Source organism: Candidatus Omnitrophota bacterium, assembly GCA_041650805.1.
Taxonomy (GTDB): Bacteria; Omnitrophota; Gorgyraeia; order 2-01-FULL-45-10; family 2-01-FULL-45-10; genus JBAZKM01.
Window position 1 is genome coordinate 1 of sequence record JBAZKM010000021.1, and the last position, 9,145, is coordinate 9,145.

Annotated in this window: 7 protein-coding genes; all 7 read right to left on the reverse strand. The window is 54.6% G+C overall.

The window, feature by feature from the left end; genetic code table 11:
• Positions 1–463: 463 nt before the first annotated feature.
• Positions 464–2,353, reverse strand: a complete 1,890-nt coding sequence (asnB, locus tag WC515_08910) for an asparagine synthase (glutamine-hydrolyzing) (GenBank protein MFA5147478.1) — start codon at positions 2,351–2,353, stop codon at positions 464–466.
• A 2-nt stretch (positions 2,354–2,355) separates the two neighbouring features.
• Entirely contained in the window at positions 2,356–3,645 is a 1,290-nt protein-coding gene (locus WC515_08915) for a DUF1015 domain-containing protein (GenBank protein ID MFA5147479.1), read from the reverse strand.
• 11 nt (positions 3,646–3,656) lie between these two features.
• Positions 3,657–3,926 carry an FmdB family zinc ribbon protein gene (locus tag WC515_08920; protein MFA5147480.1) on the reverse strand — a complete coding sequence of 90 codons (270 nt, stop codon included), beginning with the start codon at positions 3,924–3,926 and terminating at the stop codon, positions 3,657–3,659.
• A gap of 96 nt (positions 3,927–4,022) precedes the next feature.
• Positions 4,023–5,201 carry a molecular chaperone DnaJ gene (dnaJ, locus tag WC515_08925; GenBank protein ID MFA5147481.1) on the reverse strand — a complete coding sequence of 393 codons (1,179 nt, stop codon included), beginning with the start codon at positions 5,199–5,201 and terminating at the stop codon, positions 4,023–4,025.
• Between the two features lie 107 nt (positions 5,202–5,308).
• A complete protein-coding gene (dnaK, locus tag WC515_08930) occupies positions 5,309–7,237 on the reverse strand; it encodes a molecular chaperone DnaK (GenBank protein MFA5147482.1) in 1,929 nt (642 codons plus the stop codon).
• A 16-nt stretch (positions 7,238–7,253) separates the two neighbouring features.
• On the reverse strand, positions 7,254–7,814 hold the full coding sequence (locus WC515_08935; GenBank protein ID MFA5147483.1) for a nucleotide exchange factor GrpE: 561 nt from the start codon (positions 7,812–7,814) through the stop codon (positions 7,254–7,256).
• A gap of 7 nt (positions 7,815–7,821) precedes the next feature.
• Positions 7,822–8,559, reverse strand: coding sequence for a hypothetical protein (locus WC515_08940; GenBank protein MFA5147484.1), 738 nt, complete (start codon positions 8,557–8,559; stop codon positions 7,822–7,824).
• Positions 8,560–9,145 lie beyond the last annotated feature (586 nt).

Sequence of the window (9,145 nt, forward strand, 5' to 3'; positions counted from 1 at the left end):
TTTTACGGGTCCTGCCGCTCCCTCGCCTTTTGTTTCTATAGGGCATCCAACGCTCTCGAGGCGTACCAATGACCGATCGTGGATCCTAGGCGCCGTAGTGCCCTATACTCCAAAAGGCTCGGTCGCGTCATACTAAAATTTCCTCTGTGAAATTTTAGTATTTTAATAGCCCATAGCTTATCCCAAATTTTTCCTTTATAAAAATTTGGGGTCACCCGTAAAATTTTTATCCAGTCCCCGCCTCACAAAATTTTTCGGCTCTTATCGAACATGGCCGTGAGGCCATGGGGTTGAGCCGTATAAATTTTGCTAAGTTAATAACTACCTCTCAAATATATAAAACGAACCGGTAAAGCGTAGAGATAAATAAAACTATATAACTAAAATAATCCTAAACACCCTTGAAAGCAAAATTAGGCGAAGCCCCTGGCCTCGCGGCCATGCAAGATGTGTTGCCGAAAAATTACTTCATCCACCGATCGTACCACATCTCGAACATGAAGAGCGCCCAGAGCTCTTTGCGCGTGTCGTTCTTATCCGCCATAAAGGCGTCGACCATCGACTTTATATACGGGTATCTGAATATGCCCTCCCGCTCGATCTTCGTCTTGTCGAAGGCGTCGGTGAGGAGCCCCTTGAGGTCGTTCTTCAGCCAAGCCGCGACCGGTACCGCGAACCCCCGCTTGGGCTTAGCCAGCGTCTCCCCCGGCAGTTTGCCTTCCAATGCCTTCTTCAGTATCCACTTCGTCCTGAACCCTTTCATCTTCATGGAACCCGGTATGGTCATCACGAATTCGGCGAAATCTTTGTCGAGGAACGGCGCCCTCACCTCGAGCGACACGGCCATGCTCGCCCTGTCCACCTTGGCCAGTATGTCGTCTGCCATATACGTCTTTGCGTAAATATAAGCGGCCCTGTCGAGCGGGTCGGCGCCTTTCGCGTTCCGGTAAAGACCGGCCGTTGTGTCATAAAGATCTAACGGATCAAAGCTCAACTCTGCGTTCGGGAGAAAAAGCTTCTCCTGTTCGGCCGGGGTGAACGACCCTGTCCATACCTGATGGCGGACCTCTTCCGGAAGATCGAGCCCGCGCAGGAACCGCGCCGCCCTGTAACTCCGGCTGTTATAGTCATGCGATACCGGCAGCATCCCGGTCAACAGTTTTACGGATCCGCTCCTGACAGGCTCCGGGAGAAGGTTGAAGTAACCGTTGAGCTTGTGCGCAAAGAACGAAGGATATCCCATAAAGAGCTCGTCCCCTCCGTCGCCGCCCAGTGCGACCGTCACATGCCTTCTCGTAAAGCGCGAGACGATATATGTGGGTATGATAGATGAATCGGCAAAGGGTTCGTCCAGCATGTCGAGAACGGCCGGGAATACCTCAAGCATCGTCCCGGGTTTCAATATCTCTTCATGGTGATCCGTCCCGAAATGTCCGGCGACGGTCCTGGCATCGCCCGATTCGTCATAAAGCTTCTCCCTGAACCCCACGGAGAACGTCTTTATCTCTTTGGGGCTGACGAGTTCTGCCATCATTGCGACCACGGCCGACGAATCGATGCCGCCGCTTAAGAATACGCCCAGGGGCACATCGCTTATCAGCCGGCGTCTGACCGAATCCTTCAGGAGACCGATGATCCTCTTCCCCGTCTCTTCCGGGTCCATGGATACCGTATCCCCCGTCTTCATATCCCAGTAACGCTCTACCCTGCTGCGTCCTTTTTCGAAGAGGAGTTTGGAGGCCGGCTCCAGTTTCTTTATATCCCTGAATATGGTGCGTGGTGAGGGTATATACTCGTAGGCCAGGTATTTGCTTACCGAACTCATATCTATCTGCCTGCGCGCGGAGGGGTGTTTGAGAAGCGATTTGAGTTCCGACGCAAAGATGAGCTGATTATCGAAGAACGCATAGTAGAGGGGTTTCTTCCCGAACCTGTCGCGCGCCAGGAACAGCCGTTCCTTACCCGCGTCCCATAATGCGAAAGCGAACATGCCGTTGAAATGTCCGAGGCAACTCTCGCCATACTCTTCGTACGCGCGTATGATGACTTCTGTATCGGACCTCGTTTTGAAGACGTGCCCCTTTTCGGAGAGGGCCTCTCTCAGCTCGGGAAAGTTATATATCTCGCCGTTGTAGACGATAGTTATCGAGCCGTCTTCGTTTGACATCGGCTGGCGGCCGGTCTTGAGGTCTATTATGGAAAGGCGCCTGTGGCCTAAGGCGGCCGGCCCGCGTATGAAAGACCCGCTATCGTCAGGCCCCCTGTGAGCGAGCGTATCCATCATGCCCTTGAGGACGGCCTCAGACGGGCGCTTCGTCCTGTCAGCGTATACGTAACCGCAAATGCCGCACATAGTCAGTTTAACTTATTGATCACAAGCCCCGAAAGCGGCTTGGGATAGAAATAGGTCGCCTTTCTCGGCATCCTCTCGCCCATACGGGCTATCCTCTTGACCTGGGATACCATGGTGGGATTCAGAAAGAACGCTATCTTGAATCTGCGTTTATCGACAAGGCCCGGCAGTTCTCCCGGGTCCTTCACGAATTCGACGTTATCGTCCTCGTCCCTGATCCCAAGCACGTGCTGCATAAGGAAAAGGTGGAGTATCGTCACGTCGAGACGCTTCCATGTGTCGGAATTTTCCCGTATGACCCTGTCAGAATACGCTACGCTCTTCAGTTTCAGCAGATAGAAGCGGCCCTTACCGGTATACATCCCGAAGGCGTGCGCCCCGCCCGATCTCTCGAGGGCCCCCATCAGGACCTTCATCGAGCGCATCTTCTGCACAAAGAAGGACCTTTCGACCCTCTGCAATATGTCGCCCTCTTTGAGAGCACCTATATCTTTTACCAGCCGGTGCGCCGGCAGTATCGTCAGCATCCTTTCATCGGATTCGACGAAATATACCATCATCGACTTCGAGTTCTTTTTAAGTTCATCCCCGGCCCCCCGGCGCTGGACTTCGGCGGAATATGCCCTGGCCACTTCGTAACGATGGTGGCCGTCGGCTATGAATATATCCTTGGGCCGCATGAGCGCCTCTATCCTCTTTATGTCGCGCGCATCGTCCAGCCGCCACATACGGTGGCGGACATCATCGTAATATAGGTCTATGAGAGGCCTTTTGGCCCTGCAGTGCCTTTTCAGGATATTGACGATCGCGTGGCGCCCGTCTTCGTAGAGGACGAATATAGGGCTCAGGTTCGCTTTTATGCTGCGGATCAGGCTGAGGCGGTCTACCTTGGGAGCGCGCAGCGTATTCTCGTGCGAGAGGACGGAATCTTTACCTTTGCCTCCATCCAGTCCCATAAGGCCCATAAAACCAGTGCGTTCGAATCTCCTGCCGCCATATCTGTACGTCTGGGAGTATATATACAGGGAATCGGCCTCATCCCGGACCATCACCCCGCCCTTGAGCCAGGAGTCGAAGGACCTCTTCGCCCGGGTGTAACGGTTGTTACGCGACGTATCCCCGGGATATATCTTACCCAATATGAGCCGCACTACGTTGTGGGGGTCCCGGCGGTAGAGGGACGCCTGCATCTCTTTGGGGATCACATCGTAGGGAGGCGCGATGACCTTCTCTACTTTCCCCACCTTTCCCTTATTGTATATGATACCTTTAAAAGGTTTTACAGTTGCCAAAGGAGACCTCTCTAACCGTTCTTCTTTTTGCCGGAAGGACAGCTTTTACAGTCGCCCGACCCCGGACAGGGAGGAGCGTCTTTTCCGGCGGAGCCCCTCTTCTTCTTGTAATCCGTCTCGTAAAAACCGGAGCCCTTGAATATTATACCGCTGCCCGACCCTATGAGGCGCACCACCTTACCGCCGCATTCAGGGCACTTCTTCAGCGGATCGTCCGTCATCTTCTGGAATTTCTCGAACGCGTTTCCGCATTTTTCACACTCGTACTCATACGTCGGCATCTATTTCTCCTCGTATTATATACGTTGGTCGACGGTCCATAGTCCATGGTCCACAAAATATTACCGTGGACCGTCGACTGTGGACTGTGGACTATTTTATTTGAACATCCTCCGCATCTTCTCCACGAACGACTTCGACAACGGGCCCGACGGGTCCCCGTTCGCATTGGCGAACTCTTTCAATATCCGTTTCTGTTCGCCCGTAAGGTTAGTGGGGACTTCCACCTGGACCCTTACCAGCTCATCCCCTATCCCGCCGTCATGAAGATGCGCTATACCCTTTGCCTTGAGCCGGAAGACCCTGCCGCTCTGCGTGCCTGCGGGTATCTTCATCTTCGCCTTGCCGCCCAAAGTCGGTATCTCCACCTCTCCTCCGAATACCGCAGTGACGAAATTTATCGGTACTTCGCAGAATATGTCGGCGTCGTGCCGTTCGAATATCTCATGTTTCCTGACATATAAGAGGACGTAGAGGTCTCCTCTCCTGCCGCCGCGCTCCGGCGCCTCGCCCTCACCCTGGACCCTCAGGCGCGACCCCGTATCGACCCCTGCGGGTATCTTCACGGTGATATTGCGCCTTATCTTTGTCCTGCCCGTACCGGAGCATGCCGGACACGGCGCCTTTATAACAACGCCCTCTCCGCCGCACCTGGGGCATGTCTGGGTTATGCTGAAGATACCGTTAGACGAGATGACCTGCCCGTGCCCTTCGCATGCCGGGCACCTCTCCTTCTTCGAACCGGGCCTCGCCCCGCTCCCGTCGCAGTCATCGCAGGGCTCATACCGCGGTATGGTGATCGTCTTTTCCGCGCCGAATGCCGCCTCTTCAAATCCTATCTCAAGGCTGTACTCCAGGTCCGCTCCGCGCCTGCCGCCGGGCCGCCGCCTCCCGGAGGCCCCGAATTCGCCTCCGAATATATCGCCGCCCAGCCCGAAGTTCCTGAAGAGGTCGCTCAGGTCCAGGCCGCCGAATATGTCCCGGACATCGTCGAAGTGGTGGAAGTCCTGCCATGTGAACCCGCCCTGCTTGAACGCCCCTTCGACACCGGCATGTCCATACTGGTCGTAGTTCGCCTTCTTCTGCGGATCTATCAGGACCTCGTATGCCTCCGATATCTCCTTGAACCTCTCCTCAGCATCCTTCTTCTTTTCGGCCGGTACCCTGTCGGGATGGTACTTGAGCGCGAGATTCCTGTAGGCCTTCTTCACCTCGTCGGCGGTCGCGGTCTTCGCGATACCGAGGACTTCGTAATAGTCACGCTTGTTAGCCATAATCGTCATATTATAAAGACCTGGTCACCACGACACCATGACACCAGGTCACCTGTAAAAGCTTTTACTGGTGACGTGGTGACTTTGTGACCTGGTGACTTTAAGATCTTTTACTTTTTCTTCCCTTTCTTTCCGTCCTCATCCTCAGCGGTGTATTCGGCGTCGATGATATCGTCTTTCTTCGGGCCGGCCTCCTCCTTCTCGGTCTCGGGCTCCTGCTGCGGGGCCTGCTGGCCGGAAGGACCCGCGCCGCCGCCGGGGCCTTTCCCGGACGTCTTCTTATATATCTCCTCCGCTATCTTATGAGAGGCCTCCGTGAGGGCTTCGGTGCCGCTCTTTATCTTGTCAATGTCCTTACCCTTGAGCGCTTCCTTAAGGTTGCTTATCTTATCTTCTATATTCTTCCTGTCGGACTCGCTGATCTTGGAGCCGAATTCCTTGAGCGACTTCTCCGTGGTGTAGACGAGCGTATCCGCCTGGTTCTTCACTTCCACCTCTTCCTTCATCCTCCCGTCCTCTTTGGAGAACTTTTCGGCCTCTTTTACGAACTTCTCTATCTCCTCTTTCGACAATTTCTTGGGCGCGGATATCTTTATCGACTGCTCTTTGCCCGTCCCGAGGTCTTTGGCGCCCACGTGGACGATGCCGTTGGCATCTATGTCGAACGTCACCTCCACCTGCGGCATACCGCGCGGGGCCGGAGGTATACCGACGAGGTCGAACCTTCCGAGCTCGACGTTGTCGTTCGCCATCTGCCTTTCGCCCTGCAGCACCCTGATGGTGACCGCGGTCTGGTTATCGGCCGCCGTGGAAAATACCTGGCTCTTGCGCGTAGGCACCGTGGTATTCCTCTCGATGAGACGCGTGCAGACCCCGCCGAGCGTCTCTATCCCGAGGGATAGCGGCGTCACGTCGAGGAGCAGGACGTCTTTCGCATCGCCCTTTATGATGGCGGCCTGTATGGCGGCGCCGAGGGCGACGCATTCCATCGGGTCTACACCGCGCTCTATCTTCTTCCCTACGTAGTCCTCTACGAACTTCTGCACTACCGGCATCCTCGTAGGCCCGCCGACGAGGATTATCCTGTCGATATCCTTTGCTGTTACCTTGGCATCGGCAAGCGCCTTCTCCATCGGCCCCTTGCACCTGTCTATGATAGGCGATATGAGGTCCTCGAGCTTGGCCCTCGTGAACGACATCGTCATATGTTTCGGGCCCGTCTGGTCCGCCGTTATGAAAGGAAGGTTTATGTCCGTCGTCAGCGTGCTCGAGAGCTCCACCTTCGCCTTCTCCGCGCCCTCCCGCAGGCGCTGTACGGCCATCTTGTCGTTCTTGAGCTCTATGCCCGTATCCCTCTTGAACTCTTTGGCGAGATGATCGATGATCGCGTTATCCATGTCCGTGCCGCCGAGCTGCGTGTCGCCGTTCGTCGATATTACTTCGAACGTCGCCGCCTTGTGCTCATCGTCCCAGCCCATCTCGAGGACCGTGACGTCGAGCGTCCCGCCACCGAGATCGAATACCATGATCTTCTGTTCTTTACCCGCCTTATCGAGGCCGTACGCCAGGCATGCCGCAGTCGGTTCATTGATTATCCTCAATACCTTCAACCCGGCTATCTCCCCGGCATCCTTCGTCGCCTGCCTCTGGTTATCGTTAAAATACGCCGGGCAGGTGATGACGACCTCCTCCACCTTGTCCCCGAGGTATGCCTCGGAGTCCTGTTTTATCTTCTGGAGTATGAACGCCGATATCTGCTGCGGCGTATACTCCTTACCGTACGCCTTGAACTTGAAGTCCGTCCCCATCTTACGCTTGGCCGCCTGTATCGTCCCTTCCGGGTTGATCGACGCCTGCCGTTTCGCCGGCTCACCGACGAGACGCTGGCCGTCCTTTGTGAATGCCACGTATGAAGGGAATGCCTTCCCGCTCGCGACTCCCGCGCCTTCGGCGGACGGTATGATGGTAGGCCGTCCCGCCTCCATATATGCCGCGGCCGAATTCGAAGTGCCCAGATCTATTCCTATCGCTTTTGCCATATAACCCTCCTTGGTCTTATCCTTTCTTCTCTTCCGATTTTTTCTTCGCTATCTTTACCATCGCCGGGCGCAGAAGCCTTCCGTTCAGCCTGTACCCCGGCTTCAATTCACCGACTATCGTACCGTCATCTTTATCGACCGACTCTTCCGTCTCTATCGCTTCGTGCATATGCGGGTCGAACTTCTCCCCGACCGTCTTTATCCTCTCGACTCCCAGCCCTTTCAGGAATATCTGGATCTGGCCCTGTATCATGCCGACGCCTTCGCGTACCGCGTTGAAATCCTTCGCTTCCTCTATGTGGTGCTCGGCTATCTCAAGAGAATCGAGTATCGGGAGGAGCTCTATGACGAAACCCTCCTGTGCATACTTCAGGAAATCCGCTTTATCTTTTTCGAGACGCTTGCGGGCATTCTCGAACTCCGCCTGCGCCCTGGAAAACCTGTCGCTGAAACTGTCCCGCTCCCCGCACTTCGCAATGAGGCATTCATATTCCTTCTTCGGAATAGATATGGTCTCTTCTTTCTCCTCCGCCTTTTTGTTCGCTGCAGCGTGTTTATTATTCTTCTTCTCTTCCATATATATGTCAGACCTCGAATTCTTCAAGTATATCGCTTAAGGTGGTCGCCAGGAACTCTATCGTAGGGATGACCTTCTCATAGACCATCCTCTTCGGCCCTATGACGCCGACCCTGCCCGCCATCTTGCCCCTCACCTTGTAGCCGCGGGTAACTATGCTGCACTCTTTCAGATCGTTCAGCTTGTTCTCCTTGCCTATATGTATGGTGAGGCGGTCATCGTCTATGTCCTCTACCAGCAGGTTCAGCATCTCCCTCTTCGCCTCAAGGCACTTCAGGAGCGCATATAGTTTCCTCAAGTCCCTGAACTCAGGCTGCTCTATGATGTGGCTTGCCCCCTCGAGATACACCTTTTCGTTCTTGGGGAAGAGCGTTATCCCTACATAATTGGTCAGGTCCGATATGAGATAAGAGGTCTTCTCAAGAGCGTCCTCAAGGGACCTTATGGCATGGTGGTACTGCTCATCCACCGTCTTCACCACCTGCTCGTTCACGTTCCTGACGCGCATGAGCGAATCTATATAGAACCTGTATCCTTTATCCGTGGGTATCCGTCCCGCGGACGTATACGGCTGCATTATGAAGCCCCCATCCTCGAGGTCGGCCATGGCATTGCGTATGGTGGCGCTCGAAAGCCCCAGCCGCCGCGCGACGAACCGCGAGCCGACCGGCTCGGCGGTCTCAACGTAATGCTTGACTATGATCTCAAGTATCGCTTCCTGCCGCTTATTATAGTTCGCCATCATATAGCCTTCCCGCCCGCAAGTTAAATTAGCACTCTTTAACTTAGAGTGCTAATGTCTTAGTGTAGCATAAACGTGCCCCTTGTCAAGGGAATTTGGGGAAAAATTTTCATTTCCAGCACGGTTCCCCTCTCCGGTGGGGTACCTCCCGGGAACGCACAATTTTCCCCGGCGAGGAAAATTGTGCTCGGAAAAATCGCTCGCTCTCCCGCCAAACGAGTCGGGTAGCCCTAGTATATCAATAAACGCTCTTTTAAAGGTGTTTGGCGGGATCCGTGCCCGCTCGCGATTTTTACGTCCCGGTCGATACCCCACCATCGGGGGCCCCTTCACCAAGAAATGAAAATTTTGCGGAGCAGTGCACGGCGAAAAAATTCTAATGGCCGTTCACAGTACCCTTCGTGCGGCAGGGGGGATACCGTTTTTACCCAGTTCCCCCCAGCATAAAATTTTTCGTCTCTTGGCGCAGGCGGAACTTTTCGTGCCCGCCTGGAGCGACTCTTCAAAATTTTGACCCTGCTAAATTCAAAGAATTTAGCAGGACTGGTCCCGAACAATCTTTCAGATTGTTCGGGGTACCTTGGGGCGA